At 73.0% G+C, this 16,864-nt stretch carries 13 protein-coding genes and 1 riboswitch; of the genes, 3 read left to right on the top strand and 10 right to left on the bottom strand.

All coding sequences use genetic code 11. The features are described 5' to 3' along the window. Window positions 1-19 precede the first annotated feature (19 nt). A complete protein-coding gene (dacB, locus tag F4692_RS21555; RefSeq protein WP_179619461.1) occupies window positions 20-1,501 on the bottom strand; it encodes a D-alanyl-D-alanine carboxypeptidase/D-alanyl-D-alanine endopeptidase in 1,482 nt (493 codons plus the stop codon). Window positions 1,502-1,604: 103 nt separating this feature from the next. On the opposite strand from dacB, the gene F4692_RS09655 reads away from it, so the two are divergent. Beyond that, window positions 1,605-2,141, top strand: coding sequence for an inorganic diphosphatase (locus F4692_RS09655; protein ID WP_179620431.1), 537 nt, complete (start codon window positions 1,605-1,607; stop codon window positions 2,139-2,141). Between the two features lie 104 nt (window positions 2,142-2,245). On the opposite strand, the gene lon is transcribed toward F4692_RS09655, so the two are convergent. The 4 genes from lon to F4692_RS09635 form a co-directional block, all read right to left on the bottom strand. After that, a complete protein-coding gene (gene lon, locus F4692_RS09650) occupies window positions 2,246-4,588 on the bottom strand; it encodes an endopeptidase La (RefSeq protein WP_179619460.1) in 2,343 nt (780 codons plus the stop codon). 75 nt (window positions 4,589-4,663) lie between these two features. Then, a complete protein-coding gene (locus tag F4692_RS09645; protein WP_179619459.1) occupies window positions 4,664-5,254 on the bottom strand; it encodes an alpha/beta hydrolase in 591 nt (196 codons plus the stop codon). Then, window positions 5,251-5,931 carry a class I SAM-dependent methyltransferase gene (locus F4692_RS09640; protein ID WP_179619458.1) on the bottom strand — a complete coding sequence of 227 codons (681 nt, stop codon included), beginning with the start codon at window positions 5,929-5,931 and terminating at the stop codon, window positions 5,251-5,253. Before F4692_RS09640 ends, F4692_RS09645 begins: the two co-directional genes overlap by 4 nt. Window position 5,932: 1 nt before the next feature. Next, window positions 5,933-8,017, bottom strand: a complete 2,085-nt coding sequence (locus F4692_RS09635) for an acyl-CoA dehydrogenase family protein (RefSeq protein WP_306457372.1) — start codon at window positions 8,015-8,017, stop codon at window positions 5,933-5,935. 36 nt (window positions 8,018-8,053) lie between these two features. On the opposite strand from F4692_RS09635, the gene F4692_RS09630 reads away from it, so the two are divergent. Beyond that, window positions 8,054-8,923 carry a sulfotransferase domain-containing protein gene (locus tag F4692_RS09630; protein WP_179619457.1) on the top strand — a complete coding sequence of 290 codons (870 nt, stop codon included), beginning with the start codon at window positions 8,054-8,056 and terminating at the stop codon, window positions 8,921-8,923. A 100-nt stretch (window positions 8,924-9,023) separates the two neighbouring features. Here the strand turns inward: F4692_RS09630 and F4692_RS09625 are convergent, their stop codons facing one another. After that, window positions 9,024-10,472 (bottom strand): C40 family peptidase, encoded by a 1,449-nt coding sequence (locus tag F4692_RS09625; RefSeq protein WP_179619456.1) that lies wholly within the window; start codon window positions 10,470-10,472, stop codon window positions 9,024-9,026. Window positions 10,473-10,782: 310 nt separating this feature from the next. Between F4692_RS09625 and F4692_RS09620 the strand changes: the two genes are divergently transcribed. Next, window positions 10,783-11,754 (top strand): hypothetical protein, encoded by a 972-nt coding sequence (locus tag F4692_RS09620; RefSeq protein WP_179619455.1) that lies wholly within the window; start codon window positions 10,783-10,785, stop codon window positions 11,752-11,754. Between the two features lie 160 nt (window positions 11,755-11,914). On the opposite strand, the gene F4692_RS09615 is transcribed toward F4692_RS09620, so the two are convergent. The 4 genes from F4692_RS09615 to F4692_RS09600 form a co-directional block, all read right to left on the bottom strand. Continuing rightward, a complete protein-coding gene (locus F4692_RS09615; protein ID WP_308645234.1) occupies window positions 11,915-12,961 on the bottom strand; it encodes a phosphatase PAP2 family protein in 1,047 nt (348 codons plus the stop codon). Between the two features lie 21 nt (window positions 12,962-12,982). Beyond that, on the bottom strand, window positions 12,983-13,987 hold the full coding sequence (locus F4692_RS09610; protein WP_179619454.1) for an ABC transporter ATP-binding protein: 1,005 nt from the start codon (window positions 13,985-13,987) through the stop codon (window positions 12,983-12,985). Then, a complete protein-coding gene (locus F4692_RS09605; RefSeq protein ID WP_179619453.1) occupies window positions 13,987-15,621 on the bottom strand; it encodes an ABC transporter permease in 1,635 nt (544 codons plus the stop codon). Before F4692_RS09605 ends, F4692_RS09610 begins: the two co-directional genes overlap by 1 nt. Window positions 15,622-15,628: 7 nt before the next feature. After that, window positions 15,629-16,717 (bottom strand): thiamine ABC transporter substrate-binding protein, encoded by a 1,089-nt coding sequence (locus F4692_RS09600; RefSeq protein WP_179619452.1) that lies wholly within the window; start codon window positions 16,715-16,717, stop codon window positions 15,629-15,631. Beyond that, a riboswitch (TPP riboswitch) is annotated at window positions 16,710-16,819 on the bottom strand. (Overlaps the previous gene by 8 nt.) Window positions 16,820-16,864 lie beyond the last annotated feature (45 nt).

Raw genomic sequence — 16,864 nt, 5'->3', positions numbered from 1 at the left:
GACGGGCCTGCTCGACCACCTACGGGGCCGAGCAGCGGCAGGCGGCGAGCGCGGCGGCGGCGCGGTCGAGCGCCTCCTGCGCGTCGTACCTCTCCTCCGGAGGGGACTTGTCGGCCCCGAAGACGAACGCCATCGGCTCGCCGTCGCGCCCGACCGCGACGCCGGCGAGCGCGTGGACGCCGGTGAGGGTGCCGGTCTTGGCGCGCACGAGGCCGCGGGCGACAGGAGGGCCCTCGGCGAAGCGATAGGTCAGCGACCCGGTGAACCCGGCGACGGGCATCCCGGTGAGGAGGCTGCGCAGGGCGTCGCCGTCGGGTCCGGCCGCGCGCTGGAGCAGGGCGATCAGCGTGGCGGTGGAGACGCGGTTGCGTCGCGACAGGCCGGAGCCGTCGTGGAGCTCGTCGCCCGTGACGTCGATGCCGAGCCCGGAGAGCGCACCGAGGACGCCGGCGGCGCCGGCCTCGAACGACCCCTCGCCCGACGTGGCGAGGCCGACCTGGTGTGCGACGACCTCGGCACCCTCGTTGTCGCTGACGTCGAGGATCCGCTCGGCGATGTCGGCGAGCGGGGCGCTCTCGACGGCCGCCAGCTGCTCGGCGTCGGGGCGTGGGTCGACGCGCCGGGGCCGGCCCACGACGTCCATCCCGGCGGCCGACAGGGCGTCGGCGAAGGCCCGGGCGGCGGTGAGGGACGGGTCGTCCTGCTTGAGGTCGCTGTCGGGCTCGTCACCGCTGTCGACCATGAGTGCCGTGATGGGGGCGACGACGTCGTCGGGGACGTAGTCGCTGCGCCACGCCGGGTTGTCGGTGGGCCCGGTGAACAGGGAGTCGTCGAAGCGCACCCGGACGCGGCCCCCGCCGCCCAGCGCGTCGGCCGTGGCCAGCGCGAGCGTCGCGACGTCGGCACGGGCGGGGTAGGTGGACTCCGCCTCGGCGACGCTCGGCGCCCAGCTCGCCAGGAACGGGTCTCCCCCACCCACCAGGACGACCTCCCGCGGGCCGTCGCCGCGCACGACCGAGGTGGTGAACGTGCGCTCCGGGCCGAGGACCTGGAGCGCCGCGCCGAGGGTCAGCAGCTTGGTGGTCGAGGCCGGCAGGTAGCGGCCGTCGCCCGACGTCCACACCGGCTCGCCGGGGGTGAGCGAGGCGACGGCGCCGACCACGTGGCGCCCGAGGTCGGGGTCGGCGAGGTCCTCCGCGACGGCTGCGGCGACCTTGTCGGGGGAGATCGCGCGCGTGGTGTCGAGGGCGACGGCGTCGCCCGCGGGAGCGGACCACTCGGGAAGGTCGAGCCCGGCGGGCGGCAGCACCTGCTCGGGCTCGGTGGCCGGGTCGGCGGCCAGCCATGGCAGGTAGCGCTGGCCCCACTCGAAGCGGTAGGCCCCGAGGCCCGTCGCGAGGAGCGCGAGGACGAGCAGCGTCGGCAGCCAGTGCCGCAGGGCGGGCCGCCGCGAGTGGCGTACCTCACGTCCCTCGATTTTCATCCGTCTCGCTTCGCGCATCGGGGTCATTGTGCGCGACACTGCCCCGAGGACCTTGCGCTGGGCTTCCGCCGGGCGCACGAGAGCGGCCCGACGACGTGCCGAGAGTGTGGAGGAAGACGTGCTGAGCTTCGACGTGCTGGTGGAGATCCCCAAGGGCGAGCGCAACAAGTACGAGGTCGACCACGAGACCGGACGCATCCGCCTCGACCGGATGCTCTTCACCTCGACCGCCTACCCGGCCGACTACGGCTACATCGAGAACACCCTCGGCCAGGACGGTGACCCGCTCGACGCGCTCGTGATCCTCCAGTCGCCGACCTTCCCGGGCTGCCTCATCGAGTGCCGCGCGATCGGCATGTTCCGGATGACCGACGAGGCCGGCGGTGACGACAAGGTCCTGTGCGTCCCGAGCCACGACCCGCGCCTGGAGCACCTGCGCGACATCAACCACGTCTCGAAGTACGACCGCCTGGAGATCCAGCACTTCTTCGAGGTCTACAAGGACCTCGAGCCCGGCAAGTCCGTCGAGGGCGCCGACTGGGTCGGCCGCACCGAGGCCGAGGCCGAGGTCCGCGCCTCCTTCGAGCGCTTCAAGACCGAGGGGCACGGCGACGACGTGGCCAACCTCGCCGACGACAGCCTGGGCGAGGACGCCTGATCGTCGCGGGCCCCCAGCGCTGTAACGCCGGGTTGGTGCATCTATCCACCCCGATGCATCAGGGTGGGTAGTGCAGGTAACCCGGCGTTACAGGGCCGAGGGGTTCAGGCAGCGGTGCTGTGCGCCCCGGCCGCCGCCTCGAGGGCCTCGGCCAGGATGTCGGTCACCCGGCCCACCGGTCGCACGTCGAGCGCGCTGAGCAGCTCGGCGGGGACGTCGTCGAGGTCCGCGCGGTTGCGCTCGGGGACGAAGACCGTCGTCAGGCCCGCTCGCTGGGCAGCGAGCAGCTTCTGCTTGACGCCACCGATCGGCAGCACGCGACCCGACAGGGTCACCTCGCCGGTCATGCCGACGTCCGAGCGCACGGGCCGCCCGGTGAGCAGCGAGACGAGCGCGGTCACCATCGTGACACCGGCGGACGGGCCGTCCTTGGGGATGGCACCGGCCGGGAAGTGGACGTGGATCGCCTTGTCGAACGAGGCCGGGTCGAGCCCGAGCTCGTCGGCGTGCGCCCGCACCCACGACAGCGCGATCGACGCCGACTCCTTCATCACGTCGCCGAGCTGGCCGGTGACGGTGAGTCCGGCCGTGCCGTCGGAGACCGAGGTCTCGACGTAGAGCACGTCGCCGCCGAGACCGGTCACCGCGAGCCCGGTCGCGACGCCGGGGACGTCGGTCCGCTCGTGGCTGTCGGGGGTGAACCGAGGCCGACCGACCAGGTCCTTGAGGCCGTCCCGGTCGATGTCGACGCGGTCCACGTCGCCGGTCGCGAGCCGGGTCGCCGCCTTGCGGAACGCCTTGGCCAGCAACCGCTCGAGCTGGCGTACGCCCGCCTCCCGCGTGTAGTTGGCGGCCAGCTCGCCGAGCGCGTCGTCGGAGACGGTCACCTCGTCGGCACCGAGCGCCGCCCGCTCCAGCTGACGCGGCACGAGGAAGTCGCGGGCGATGGCGACCTTGTCGTCCTCGGTGTAGCCGTCGATCGTGACGAGCTCCATCCGGTCGAGCAGCGCCGACGGGATCTGCTCGACGACGTTGGCGGTCGCCACGAACAGCACGTCGGACAGGTCGAGGTCGAGCTCGAGGTAGTGGTCGCGGAAGGTGTGGTTCTGCGCTGGGTCCAGCACCTCGAGCAGGGCCGCGGCGGGGTCACCGCGGTAGTCCGCGCCGACCTTGTCGACCTCGTCCAGCAGGACGACCGGGTTCATCGACCCGGCCTCCTTCATCGCGCGCACGATGCGGCCGGGCAGCGCCCCGACGTACGTCCGGCGGTGGCCGCGGATCTCGGCCTCGTCGCGGACTCCGCCGAGGGCGACGCGGACGAACTTCCGGCCGAGGGTGCGCGCGACGGACTCGCCCAGCGAGGTCTTGCCGACGCCGGGAGGGCCGGCGAGCAGGATGACCGCGCCCGAGCCGCGGCCGCCGACGACCTCCAGGCCGCGCTCGGCGCGACGGGCGCGCACGGCGAGGTACTCGGTGATGCGCTCCTTGACCTCGCCGAGGCCGTGGTGGTCGGCGTCGAGCACCGCGCGGGCGGCCGCGACGTCGGTGGAGTCCTTCGTGCGCACGTGCCACGGCAGCTCGAGGACCGTGTCGAGCCAGGTGCGGATGTAGCCCGCCTCGGGGGCCTGGTCGCTGGCGCGCTCGAGCTTGCCGACCTCGCGCAGCGCGGCCTCGCGGACGTGCTCGGGCAGGTCGGCGGCCTCGACGCGCTCGCGGTAGTCCTCCGAGCCCTCGGGCTCGCCCTCGCCGAGCTCCTTGCGGATCGCGGCGAGCTGCTGGCGGAGCACGAACTCGCGCTGGCTCTTCTCCAGGCCCTCGCGGACGTCCTGGCTGATCTTGTCGGTGACCTCGTCCTCGGTGTCGTAGGCCGCCGTCCACTCCAGGAGCAGGCGCAGGCGGTCGCCCACGTCGGGCGTCTCGAGCACCTGGCGCTTCTGGTCGTCGGAGAGGTACGGCGCGTAGCCGGAGGTGTCCGCGAGCGCGTCGGGCTCGGTGATCCGGCGGACGTTCTCGATCACCTGCCACGCCTCCCGGCGCTCGAGGATCGCGACCACGAGCGCGCGGTACTGCTCGGCGAGCTCGCGCACGTCGTCGGTGACCGGGGTGGCGGGCACGGGCTCGGCCTCGACCCAGAGCGCCGCGCCGGGTCCGGAGACGCCGGCGCCGATGGCCACCCGGCGCTCGGCGCGCAGCACGGCGGCGGGCTTGCCACCGGCGAAGCGGCCGACCTTGTCGACGACCGCGACGACGCCGTGCGTGGCGTACCGGTCCTCGAGGCGGGGGGCGACGAGGACCCGGGCGGGCCCGTCGGTGCCGGGGTCCTGCGCGAGGCGGGCCGCGTCGATGGCGGCGCGGGCGGAGTCGTCGAGCTCGATGGGCACGACCATGCCGGGGAGCACGACCGTGTCGTGGAGGAACACCACGGGAAGGGACAGGTTCTGCGTCATGCCGCTCTCAACGTGCGACAACCGGAGGCATGTTCCGGTTGTCGTTTCGCCCAGCGCGAACGCGCCCGACCGCCGCTACAGCGCCGCGAGGAACGCCCCGACCGCGCGCGCGACCTCGAGCTGGATCTCGGCCGTGCGGACGGCGTCGGGCGTCGCCATCGCGTGGTCGGCGTCGGCCACCTCGCACACGTCGCAGCCGCCCTCGGCGAGCCGGCGCGCGACGTCCGCGTCCCACAGCTGGTCCCGCAGCCCGCCCACGAGGAGCTGCCGGCCGGCGTTCGCGGCGATCGCATCCGCCTCCTCCGGCTCGGTCAGCAGCGGGGTGAACCAGATCGCGTCGAGGCCGCGCTCGGCGGCGTACGCTGCGGCGCGCGTGCCGAGCGACTTGCCGACGAGGAGGACGCGGTCGGCTCCCCCGGCTCGACGCTGCTCGTCGGCGTAGGCGTCGGCCACGTGACGGCGTACCCACGTCCCGGGGTCCTCGTCGCCGCGGGTGGTCGAGTCCCACCAGATCTGCTGGACCGCGAAGCCGTGCTGGAGCAGGGCCCGGCGGGCGAGCTCGAGGAGCGGCATGCTGGGTGGGTACGCCCGACCCGGCGCGACGATCGCCGTGCCCCGGCTCGTGCCGTCGGGCTCCCAGCGGGTGGGCAGTCCGCCGAAGGTCATGCGTCCTCCTCGTGCGCGCGCCGGGTCGCGCGGAAGTAGCCGAGCGCGCCGTGCAGGGCGAGCTCGACGTCGGTGCACCCGGACTCCTCGAGCCAGGCGGCGGCCTCGACCGAGGTGCACATCGGCCCGAGGACGCCGGCCCGGGTGCCGACCCGGCGCAGGGGCTCCCACCGGGCGCCGGCGTCGGTGAAGAGCGCGCTGCCCGTGATCGCGCCCCCGGGCCGCAGGACCCGGACCATCTCCCGCAGCGCCAGGCGTGGGTCGGGGAAGCAGTGCAGGCCCGTGAAGGTGACGACCAGGTCGAAGGACCCGTCGCCGAACGGGAGGTCGCCGACGTCGGCCACGACGGTCGTCACCTGGTCGTCGAGGCGGCGCTCGCGTGCTGCGGCCTCCGCCCGGCCGAGCATCGTGGCCGAGATGTCGGCGGCGACGTAGTCGACGCCCTGGCCCGGACGCAGGCCCTGCAGGGCGACACCGGACCCGGTCGGGACGTCGAGGACGCGCGACCCGGGCGACAGGTGGCCGATCTCGACGGCGGCGTCGCGCAGCAGCGAGAGGTCACTGCCGGTGCCCAGGCGCCAAGCCGCCCACCCGAGGCGTTCGTGCCCGACGAGCCACGGGTAGATGTAGGACCACAGCGGGTCCTCGCTCCACCCGCCGAACCCGGGGACCCTCACGTCAGTGCCCGGAGCCGATGGGCCACCCGAGCAGCTCGGGGCTGCGCAGGACCTCGTCGGGCACGCCGAACGCGTCGACCAGGTCCACGGCGAGCGGGCGCACCTTGCGGCACAGCGCGTTGACCTCGCGGCTGATCGCCTTGGAACGGGCGCTGGAGAGGCGGCCGTGCTCCATGAACCAGGCCCGGTCGGCCTCGATCGTGCTCAGCGCGTGGAGGTCGCACAGCAGGTTGAGCGCGACCTTGAGGTCGCCGTCCGGGAGGGCGGCGGTCCTGGCGACGAACGCCTCGAGCACCAGCCGCTCGGTGTGCGCGCGTGCGGCGGCGATGACGTGGTCCTGGACGCGGGAGAAGACGGCGCCGGGGTCGGCCCCCTGGTCGATGCCGCGCTTGAGGCGGCGCGCGACGCCGCCGATCATGTGCTCCTCGCGGAAGCGCAGCATGGCGAGCTGGTAGTTGGGGTCGAGCAGGCCCGCCTCCTGGTCCCAGGTGTCGCCGCCCGGCAGGAGGTCGCGCACCGACTGGACGAGCTTGTGGACCGCGGTGCGCTCGACGACGGTGTCGACCGCGAGGCCGGCGACGAAGCGCGCCATGCCGAGCTGGTCCATCTCCTCGAACTCGCCGGCGTAGTCGGTGAGCAGGCCCTTGGCGACCAGCTGGAGCAGGACGTGGTTGTCGCCCTCGAAGGTGGTGAAGACGTCGGTGTCGGCCTTGAGCGCGGCGAAGCGGTTCTCGCTGAGGTAGCCCGCGCCGCCGCAGGCCTCGCGGCACTCCTGGATGGTGCGGGTCGCGTGCCAGGTGCCGAGCGCCTTCGTACCGGCCGCGCGCGACTCCAGCATCCGGCGGGCGTGCTCGTCGCTGCCCTCCTCGACCGGCCCGGGGCCGGAGAAGACGTCGTGCAGCTGCCCGGCCACCACCTCCTGCGCGAAGTGGAGGGCGTACGTCCGCGCCAGGAGCGGCAGCAGCCGGCGCTGGTGCATGCCGTAGTCGAGGAGCACCTGCTCCTCGTCGGGCGAGGTGGCCTCGAACTGGCGGCGGCGCACGGCGTACCTCGTCGCGATGGTCAGGGCGACCTTCGCGGCGTTGATCCCGGCACCGCCGACGCACACGCGCCCCTGGACGAGGGTGCCGAGCATGGTGAAGAAGCGCTTGTTGGGGTTGTCGATCGGCGAGAGGTAGCGGCCCTCGGGGGTCACCTCGGCGAACTGGTTGAGCAGCGCGGTGCGCGGTACCCGCACGCCGTCGAACCAGATGCGGCCGTTGTCCACGCCGTTGAGGCCCATCTTGGGCCCGCAGTCCTCGATGCGTACGCCGCCGAGCACGCGGCCGCCGTCGCGGATCGGCACGACGAAGGCGTGCACGCCGTGGCGCTGCACCTCCTCGCCCTCACCGATCTCGAGCTGGGCGAAGACCACCGCGAGCTCGGCGTGGGCGGCGGCGTTGCCGATGTAGTCCTTGCGGCTGGTGTCGTCGGGCGTGGTGATGACGAACTCCTGCGCCGCCACGTCGTAGGTCGCGACCGTGCCGAGCGCCTGCACGTTGGAGCCGTGCCCGCTCTCGGTCATCGCGAAGCAGCCCATCGTGCGGCCGCTGACGAGGTCGGCGAGGTGGGCGTCGTGGTGCGGCTTCGTGCCGAGCTGGAGGATCGCGCCGCCGAAGAGGCCGAACTGCACGCCGACCTTGACCAGCACCGAGAGGTCGCCGTAGGCCAGCGTCTCGAAGGCCGCGATCGAGGCACCGATGTCGCCGCCCCCGCCGTACTCCTCGGGGAAGCCCATGCCGGTCTGCCCGGTGCCCGCCATCATGACGACGACGTCCTTGACCCGCTCGCGGAAGTCGGCGGTGCCCATCTGCTCCTGGTCGAGCAGGACCTGGGCGTGCTCGGCGAGGTTGGTCCGGACGAGGTCGCGGACCTCGCGGTAGCGGCCGTCGAGCAGGGCGCGCATCGCGTCGACGTCGACCTCGGGCTGGCGGTAGCCGGACTGGTCCGCGTGCGGCGCATCGTCGGTCACGGTCTCGACCGCCGGCGCCTCCGGCTCCACCGTGGGCATCTCGTCCGCGATCGACGCGGCCTGGTCCGCTGACATGGCCCTCACGGTAGCCATCCCGGTAGGTTCACCGCGATGAACGTGTCCGATGCCACCCCTCCGGGGGTGATGCCCTACAACTTCGCCGTCGTGGGCGTGCAGAAGGGCGGTACGTCGACGCTCGCGGTCACGCTGAACCAGCACCGGCTGGTGTGCCAGGCGCCGGACAAGGAGCGCCACTACTTCGACGACGAGACCGTCGACTGGACGGCCCCGGACTACGCACGTGACTACACCGCGCCCCGCCGGGCGCCCGTGCACCGGCTGCTCGGTGACGCCTCGCCCACCTACCTCTACTGGCCGCACGCCCTCGAGCGGATGCGGGCCTACAACCCGGACATGCCGCTCGTCGCGGTGTTCCGCGACCCGCTGGAGCGGTTGTTCTCGCACTGGGTGATGCTCCGCTCGCGCAACCTCGCCTGGCCCGACTGGCCGGACTTCCTCACCGAGTGGCCGCACACATCGCTGCCGGACTCCGTGCCCGACCCCGCCGAGGTGCGCACCATGCGGTGGCGGCACATGACCGGGCTCGCCCGCGGGTTCTACGGCGAGCAGCTGCAGCGCGGCTTCGAGCTCTTCGACCGCGGCCAGTGGCTGCTGCTGGAGCTGCGCGCGATGCTGGGCGACTTCGAGCAGACGGTGCACCGCACGACGGACTTCCTCGACCTGCCGCGGTTCGAGCGCGTGCCGCCGCTCCGGAACTGGCACGCCGGGGCCGAGCAGGTGCCCGGCACCGCGCCGACCGGCGACGACCTCGCGCGGGTGGCCGAGGTGTACGCCAAGGACCTCGCGCTGTTCGAGGAGCTGTCGGGGATCGACACGTCGGCCTGGCCGACCCGGCTCGTGCTCGACGGCGACCTCGACCCCGCCGAGCTGGCGGCGCGGTTCGGGCGGAAGGTGCGCTGAGGGCGCCTTTTGGCTCTGGAGTCACCGGATATCCGGTGACCGCCGTGGTTATCGGTAGAGATCTCTACCTGTAAGCACGCAACCCGGGTGCACAGCAGCGTCAGGGGCGGGCGTAGAAGTCCGGCGCCCGCCAGGCGTACATCGACTCCTGCGTGACCGGCCGCCCCGTGCGCGGGGCGTGGATGACCTGGCCGTCTCCGACGTAGAGCGCGACATGGTAGATCGAGCTCGGGCTGCTCGACGAGCCCCAGAACACAAGGTCCCCGGGGGCGAGCTGGCTCGGGGTGACCGGCGTGGACTGAGTGTACTGCGCGACCGAGTAGTGCGGCAGCGCCTTGCCAGCCTGGGCCCACGCGACGGAGGTCAGGCCGGAGCAGTCCCAGGCGTTCGGGCCTGCGGCGCCCCACTCGTACGGCTCACCGATCTGGGCGGCGGCGAAGGCGACGGCCGCGTCCGCACCCGAGGACGGGCTCGGCGGCGCGATCGGCGGAGTCGTCGGCGGGACCGGCGTCGGGGTGAGCGTCGGCGCCGGGGTCGGGGTTGGGGTCGGGGTGGGCGTCGGGGTCGGGGTGGCGATCGGCGTGGGAGTCGGAGTGGGGGTCGGGGTGGGGGTCGGGGTGGGCGTCGGGGTGGGGGTGGGGGTCGGGGCGGCGGTCGGCGTCGGCTCCGCGGTGGGAGTGGGCGTCGGCTCCTGCTGCTCCTGCTGCTGCGCCTCCGCCTCCGCCTGCGCCGCTGCGGCCGCCGCCTCGGCCGCGGCCCGCTCGAGCGCGGAGTGGCGCTTCTCGGCGAGCCGGACGCTGGTGCCCTCGAGCGCGGCGAGCTCGGCGACGAGGTCGGTCCTGGTCGCCGCGATCTCCTGCGCGTGCGCGCTGGCGTCGGCCTCGGCTGCTGCGGCGGCGTCGCGTGCCTGCTCGGCTTCCGCCTCCGCGGCTGCGGCCCGATCGGATGCCTGGGAGGCCGTGCTCGCGGTGACGTCGGCGACGGCGGACGAGGCGATGAAGGAGTCGTACTGGTCGTCGAGGGCGTCGGAGGTGTTGCCCATCGTGACCGCTCGGTCGAGGAGGGCCTCCACGCCGTCGGCCTCGACGATCGCCGAGAGGCCCTGCACCTGGGTGGCGTCCTCGTATGACTGGACCACGGTCGCGGCATAGAGCTCGCGCTGCCGTTCGACGTCCTCGCGCGCGGTTGCGGCCGCCGCCTCCGCCTCGCGGGCGTCCCTGCGCGCCACTTGTGCTCGCCAGCGGGCGCCGTTCCACGCCTCGGCGGCCTGGGCCGCGCGGTCGCCGGCTGTCTCCAGGGAGAGGTTGGCACGGATCAGGTCCGCCAGCACCGCGGCCACGTCACGACCCTTGTCCGCGGCCCGCTCCTCCGCCGCCGCGACGTCCGCCTGGCTCGGCACCGGGTCGTCGTCGGCGAACGCCACTCCATGGCCGCCGCCGAGCGCGAGCCCGGCCACCAGCACGGTGGCACCCACGCAGCGTGCGGTCGTCCGGCGCGCGGCAGGACGGCGTACGCCCGGCGTCGGGTCCGTCGGTGAGGCGAAGGGCACGGGGGTTCCCCCTGGTGGTCTCGGGCCCGTGCGACTTCCCCATCGCACGGGCAACTCGAGGCACGCTAGTAAACTTTCGTCACACAGGGAACACTTTCCTCAACCTTTTCATCGTTGCGCGGCGTGTCGACTTGCAAACTACAGCGATGTAGTTCTTAGGGCGGTCCCCGGATATCCGGTGACCGCCGTGCTTCGAGGTACGGATCCATACCTCGAAGCACGGATCTCGGGTGCACAGCTCGATGTCCTCGTTGTCCACAGTTTGAAGATCGTGGGCGTGGAGGTGCCCGGGCGCGGGCACGCACAGCGCATGCACCGACCACCCCGACCCCTCCCGCCGGCTCGCGACCTTGCCGGCCTCGTACGCCTGCGCCGCGACCTGCTCGCCGACGGGATGAGCGACACCCAGATCGACTGCCTCGTGCGCGTGGGCGCGCTCCACCGGGTGAGGTACGGCGCCTACGTGACGCGTGACGTGTGGGAGTCCTGCACCCCCGAGGACCGTCACCGGCTCCGCGCGAGGGCCGTCCTCGCCCGTGCGCACGAGGAGACGGTGCTCACCCACACCTCCTCGTTGGTCGAACGAGGTGTCCCGCTGTGGGGAGTCCCGATCGCTGTCGTCCACACGACGCGAGGCGCTCCCGAGAGGGCCGGACGGCGTCAGGACGACTGGGTCCCGCACCGTGGTCTGCTCCGTCCGGCTGACGTGGAGGAGCTCAACGGGGTGCGCATCAGCACCGCCGCGAGGTCGGCGTTCGAGCTCACCACGGTCGTGGGGGTCGAAGCCGGACTCGTCGCCGTCAACCGGCTCCTGCACGCGGGTGAGATGACGGTGACGGACTTCGAGGCCGAGATGCAGGAGCACGCCTGCTGGCCCGGGAAGCTGACGGCGAACATCGTCGTGCACCTGGCGGACGGTCGACTGGAGTCGGTCGGCGAGGACCGCTTCAGCTACCTGGTCCATCGGCAGGGGCTGCCTCGCCCCGAGCCCCAGCACGAGGTGTTCGACGAGCACGGGACCCTTGTGGCGTACCTCGACTTCGCTTGGCCCGAGGTGGGGGTCTTCGTCGAGTTCGACGGTCGCGTGAAGTACGAGAAGCACCGCCGGGAGGGCGAGTCGCTCGCCGACTTCGTGATGCGCGAGAAGAAGCGCGAGGAGCTGGTCTGCCTGCTCACGGGATGGACCTGCATCCGGGTCACCTGGGCCGATCTCGCCCGCCCCGAGCTGCTCGCGGCCCGCATCCGCAAGGTGCTCGCGGCGCGGGGAGCGGTGGCCAGCTGAGGGGTGCTCTGCACCCGAGATCCGGGGTTATGCGTACGGATCTCGACCTGGAACGCCGGCGGTCACCGGATATCCGGTGACTCCAGCCTCATCCGGGGGCACCGCGGGAGTGGGTGCGGGAGGGGGCGCGGGAGGAGGAGGGGCGGCGTACGCCCGCCCGTCACTCGGCGTCGACGGGGACCTGGCTCGTGGTGGAGGTCGGGTGCGAGGCCAACCCGTGCCGGTCGAACTTCTGCCCGCTCGCCAACCCACCGAGCCAGAAGGAGAAGAGCGCGATCACGACGCCGGCGAGGTCGTCGGCGATGTAGTGCCAGCCGAAGTAGAGGGTCGCGACGACGGTGATCGCGAAGTTCACCCAGAAGACGATGCGAAGGATCTTGTTGCGCAGGGTGTACTGCACCATCAGCGCGACCAGCAGCGTGATCGCGACGTGGAGGGAGGCGAAGCCCGCCACGGACTGCACCGCTCCCTCGGCGCCGTCGCGGATCACTCCCTTGCGTCCGTAGAACAAGGCCTCCATCAGCTCGCTCGACCCCGTGTTGGGGAGGTCTGCGTAGAGGTAGGAGTACTGGAAGCCGGGACCGAGGGTGGGGAGTGCGTAGTAGGACGCCGTGCCGAGCGACCAGGCCAGGCACTGCGAGGTGGCGAACCAGTAGCCGAAGGTGATGTTGCGCGACCACACCAGCCATGCGGCGAGCGCCAGCGGCACCAGCGGCAGGAACCACAGGTAGATCGTGGACAGGATGTGCGCGGAGAAGCCGGTGCCGAAGATCGTGTGCAGGATCGTCGCGGGCTCGTGGCCGAACATCAGCGCACGGTCGATGAGGTGCAGCTCGCGGTCGTACTTGTCCTCGCCCATGATGAAGGGGAGGAACGACTTGAGGTTCCGGTAGCAGACGTAGGTGATGTAGAAGCTCACCAGTCCGAGCACCACGAGGATGATGCGCTCACGGTCCCAGTGGGTGCGGATCCGCTCCTTGACGATGGCCGGCATGAGGGCCGGCTTCATCCGCGACCCCCACAGCGTCCGCGGCAGCAGGTCGAGCAGGAAGGCGCCGAGCACCAGCAGCGGGAGGCGCAGCCAGGCCGGGCCGAGGAAGCCCTCCGGGTCGACCAGCCGGCGGTCCAGCGTGATCGCGGCCGTCACCGCGAGGACGCCCATGATGGCGGCGGTTCCCACGAGGAGGGCATAGGCCGGTCTGTGCACGGGCGTCAGTCTAGGGAGCCGTCAACCCTCCGCCGTGATCGGCAGCACCGCGAGACGCGTCACGTCGACGTGCAGCGCCACCGCGTCCCCGGGCGACAACCGGCTGCCGAGCGGCGCGACCGCGTCGACCTCCCCGATGCCGTCCGCCACGACCACGAGACGGACCTGCTCCGGTGTCACCCGCGCGGACTCGACGGTGGCGCGCACGGCACCGGCCGGGTCGACGACGAGCGCCGAGCGGCGCAGCGCGACGGCGTACGCCGGGGGCAGCCCCGCCGCGGACAGCACCCGCGCCGCGGCGTCCTCGCGCAGCACGCGGGCGTACCCGAGGAAGAGCGCGGTGTCCTCGTCGACGGGCTCGCGCCACACCTCGTCGATCGCGCCCGCCTGCACGACGCGTCCGGCCCGCATCACGGCGAGCCGGTCGGCGAGGGCGAATGCCTCCTCGTGGTCGTGGGTCACGAGCAGCGCGGTGGTGCCGGCGTCGTGGAGGATGCTGCGGAGGTCCCCCGCGAGGCGCTCGCGCAGCGTGGCGTCGAGGGCCGAGAGCGGCTCGTCCAGCAGGATCAGCCGCGGCTCGACCGCGAGGGCTCGCGCGAGCGCCACCCGCTGTCGCTCGCCGCCGGACAGGGTGCCGGGCAGCCGGTCGCCGTAGCCCCTCAGCCCGACCAGCGCGAGCAGCTCGCGGACCCGGGCGGCGACGCGGGCCGACGGGGTGCGGCGGATGCGGAGGGCGTACGCCACGTTGCGCGCGACGCTCAGGTGCCCGAAGAGCTGGCCGTCCTGGAACATCAGCGCGAAGCCGCGCTTGTGCGTGGGTACGCCCGCCAGGTCCGCGCCGTCCCAGGCGATCGCGCCGGCGGAGAGCGGCTCGAGCCCGGCGACCGCGCGGAGCAGGGTCGACTTGCCGCATCCCGACGGCCCCAGGACGGCGAGCACCTGACCGGGCTCGAGCTCGAGGGACACGTCGTCGACCGCGGCGGTGTCGCCGTAGCGCACGGTGACGTCGGTGAGGGCGAGGGTCATCAGAAGGCTCCCAGTCCGGGCACGCGGAGCCGCTCGACGGCGAGCACCACGACGGCGGTGGCGACCGCGAGGACGACGGACGCGGCGAGGGCCATGCCGTAGTTCATCTCACCCGGGTGCCCGATCAACCGGAAGATCACCACGGGGAGCGTGGGGCTGTCGTCGCGGGCGAGGAAGGACGTGGCACCGAACTCCCCCAGCGAGGCGGCGAACGCGAAGCCGCTGGCGGCCAGCACCGGCTTCCACGCGACGGGCAGGTCCACCGTCAGCAGGGTCCGCCAGGCGGAGGCCCCGAGGGAGGCGGCGGCCTGGCGCTGGCGGTCGTCGATGCTGCCCAGCACCGGAGTCAGGGTCCGCACCACGAGCGGCAGCGCGACCAGCGCCTGCGCCATCGGCACGAGCAGCGGGGAGTCGCGCAGGTCGAGCGGCGGCTGGTCGAGGGTGATGAGGAAGCCGAAGCCGAGGGTCACCGCGCTGACGCCGAGCGGCAGCATGAAGAAGCCGTCGAGCGTCGAGCGCACCCGCCGCTCGGCGACCGAGTGCGAGCGGCGGGTCACGATGACCGACACGACGACACCCACGAGGAGCGCCATCCAGGTGGCGTCGACGGCGGTGCGCAGGCTGGTCAGCAGCGCCGTCGTGACCGGCACGAGCAGCGCCTGGTCGTCCCCGGCGGTGGTGAGCGCGCGGTAGTTCGCGAGACCCCAGCCGTCGCCGACCGAGAGGGAGCCGAGCACGAGGGTGAGGATCGGCAGCAGCATCGCGCCGAGCACCAGCAGGGTGGCGGCGACGACGGCCGCGTCGGAGCGGCGTACGGCCCGCACCGGCGCCACGACCCGCTGCGCCGTCGGGTCGGGGGTCGCCCGCAGGCGCGCGGCGAGGGCGAGGAGCCCGACCACGACGACGATCTGCAGCACGGACAGGGCCGCCGCCGCCTGCAGGTCGAAGATGGTGGTGGTGAGCAGGTAGATCTCGGTCTCCACGCTCGAGTAGCGCACGCCGCCGAGGGTGAGCACGATGCCGAACGCGGTCGCGCAGAAGAGGAAGACGATGCTCGCCGACCCGACGATCGCGGGCCGCAGCGCCGGCAGCGTCACCGTGCGGAGCACCTGCCACGGCGAGGCGCCGAGCGCGGCGGCGGCCTGGCCGGGCCGCGGGTCGAGCGACTCCCAGGCGGCGCCGACGGTGCGCACCACGACGGCGACGTTGAAGAAGACGAGCCCGCAGATGATCGCCACGGGCGTCCCGTCGAGGCCGAGGGAGCCGAGCGGCCCGCCCTCCCCCAGCAGCTGGCGGAAGGCGACGCCGACGACCACGGTGGGCAGCACGAACGGCACCAGCAGCGCCGCGCGCACGGCCGTACGCCCCGGCAGCGCGAGCCGGTGGAGGGCGTACGCCGCGGGCAGGCCCAGCACGACGGCGAGCAGCGTGGCGACGCTCGAGGTCCACACGGTGAACCACGCCACCCGGTGCACCCGCGGCCGGGCGAGCACGTCGAGGACCGCACCCGGCGCGAGGCGGCCGTCGACCAGGAAGCCCTCGGCGACCATGCCGGTCACCGGCAGGACGAAGAGGACGCCCAGCACCAGGACCGGCCCCGCGGCGAGGAGGAGGAGACCCGCGATGCGCCTCATGCGGGGCTCACCGCGAGACGACGTCCGTCCACTCGGTCAGCCACTGCTCGCGGTTCTGCGCGATCTCCTCCGGCGAGACCTCCCACGGGTCGGTGGGCTGCGGCGCGAACTCCGCCCAGTCGTCCGGGATGGTCGCGCCGGGCATGACCGGGAAGACGTACATCGACTCGGGCAGGGCGCTCTGCACCTCGTCGCCGAGCATCCAGTCGACGAGCGCAGCGGCACCCTCGGGGTTGTCGGCGCCCTCGAGGACGCCGGCGTACTCGACCTGCCGGAAGCAGGTGTCGAGCAACGCCGCGGTGGTCGACTCCCCGCCGCTGACGGTGAAGGCGGGCGAGGAGTCGTAGGACACGACGATCGGCCGGGTGCCGGAGTCGGAGCCGGCGGTGAAGTCGCCGTAGTAGGCGTCCTCCCAGCCGTCGACGACCTTGGCGCCGTTGCCGAGCAGGTCGGTCCAGTAGTCCTGCCAGTCGTCGCCGAAGGCCGCGACGGTGGCGAGGAAGAAGGCCATTCCGGGGCTGCTCGTCGAGGCGCCCGGCGTCACCATCAGGTCGGCGTAGGCCGGGTCGGTGAGGTCCTCGAGGGTCTGCGGCGGCTCGAGCCCCTCCGCGTCGAACCAGGCCGTGTCGACGTTGACGCACACGCTGGCCGAGTCGACGGGCACCAGCCGGTCGCCGCCCTCGGCGAGGGCGTACTCCTCCGGCGGCGTCGCCGTGGTGCTCACCTCCGCGAAGGCGCCCTCGTCCAGCGGTCGCGAGGCGAAGGTGTTGTCGACACCGAAGGCGGCGTCCGCGATCGGGTTGTCGGCCGTGAGGCTGAGCTTGGTCGCGAGCGTGCCCGCGTCGCCGGCGGCGCGGACCTCGAGGGTGTAGCCCGTCTCCGCCTCGAACGCCCGGACCAGCTTCTTGGGCAGGTGGAAGGACTCGTGCGTGGTGAGGACGACCGTGCCGCCCCCCGTGGACGTCTCACCCGGGACGTCGCGCGACGGCGACGACTCGGTGGCGGTCGACCCACCACCGCCCACCAGGCTGCAGCTGCTGAGCAGCAGGACGGAGGTCGTCGCCGTGAGGGCAGCGCGGACGCGTACGTGCTTCATCTTCTGGACTCCCTTGCGCCGGTGCTAACCGGATCAGGTTCGGAGGGTCTGCGGCTTCTCCGCACTCTCAGCACGCCTGCACGTGCTCCCCTGTCGTGGTGGTCCCACCCTAGCGCCGGACGGCCAGCGCCCCGGGAGGAGGTGACC

The sequence above is a fragment of the Nocardioides cavernae genome, assembly GCF_013410035.1.
GTDB lineage: Bacteria > Actinomycetota > Actinomycetes > Propionibacteriales > Nocardioidaceae > Nocardioides > Nocardioides cavernae_A.
This window is presented reverse-complemented; position numbering and strand designations above follow the sequence as displayed.